The organism is Ewingella americana, assembly GCF_006438725.1.
Taxonomy (GTDB): Bacteria; Pseudomonadota; Gammaproteobacteria; order Enterobacterales; family Enterobacteriaceae; genus Ewingella; species Ewingella americana_A.
The window spans coordinates 1-913 of sequence record NZ_RCZD01000027.1; the positions used below are offsets into that span (position 1 = coordinate 1).

General features: G+C 61.2%; 1 protein-coding gene. It reads left to right on the top strand.

Annotated elements, in window-relative coordinates; genetic code table 11:
• Positions 1-913, top strand: a 913-nt coding sequence (locus tag EAH77_RS24970) for an aminotransferase class I/II-fold pyridoxal phosphate-dependent enzyme (RefSeq protein WP_140476140.1), incomplete at both ends; no start/stop codon positions are given.

Below are 913 nucleotides of genomic sequence, written 5' to 3' on the forward strand. Positions count from 1 at the left end.
AAGGAGAGGGCGGGATCGCTCTTCCTGGCCGGGTAGATCTCGCCAGCGGAAATCCCGATCCGGCACTGCTGCCTGATCTCAGAGCAGCGTTGGACCGGACTACGTACGCGCCGCGGTTGTACGGCGGTGCAGCTACCGAGCCTTTACTGGATTCGTGGGCACGCTCGTCGATCGAGCACGAGGTTCGACGGCCGTACTCGATCACAATCACCAACGGTGCCGTTGACGCGGTCGAGCGACTGTTGACCGCTCATTTGACTCGAGGTGACGCTGTCGCAATCGAGGATCCGTGCTTCCTGGCGAGCATCGGAACGCTCAAAGCCAACAGCTTCCGAGCGGTACCGATGGACATCGACAATTCGGGTATCACCCCGCAGGGGCTGCTGCGTGCTCTCGAAAGTGGTGTGCGCGCGATTATTTGCACCCCTCGTGCGCACAACCCCACCGGGGTCAGCATGAGTGCCGACCGAGCGACGATTCTAGGAAGCATCCTGGCCGAGTTCCCTCACGTTCTGGTGATCGAGGACGATCACTTCTCTGCCGTTTCCAGCAATCGGTACTGTCGGCTCGCTCCGATGAGCACGACGCGGTGGGCGCTCGTTCGTTCCGTGTCGAAGTTTCTCGGGCCCGACCTGCGCGTGGCAGTGGTCGCCTCGGACCTCGACACCGGCATTCGGCTGAGCACCCATCTTCGGTCGGGCGCCAACTGGGTCAGTCACCTGCAGCAACGCTTGAGCGCCGAACTGCTGGGTGATCCGGAGGTGATCGACGGCCTCGCCGATGCTCGCACTGTCTACGAAAGGCGGCGAATCATTCTGAAAGCTGGACTGTCAGAACACGATATCGAAGTTCCTGACACCCTCGACGGACTCAATGTCTGGGTTCCACTGGATCGGGATTCCGAACCGGTTGT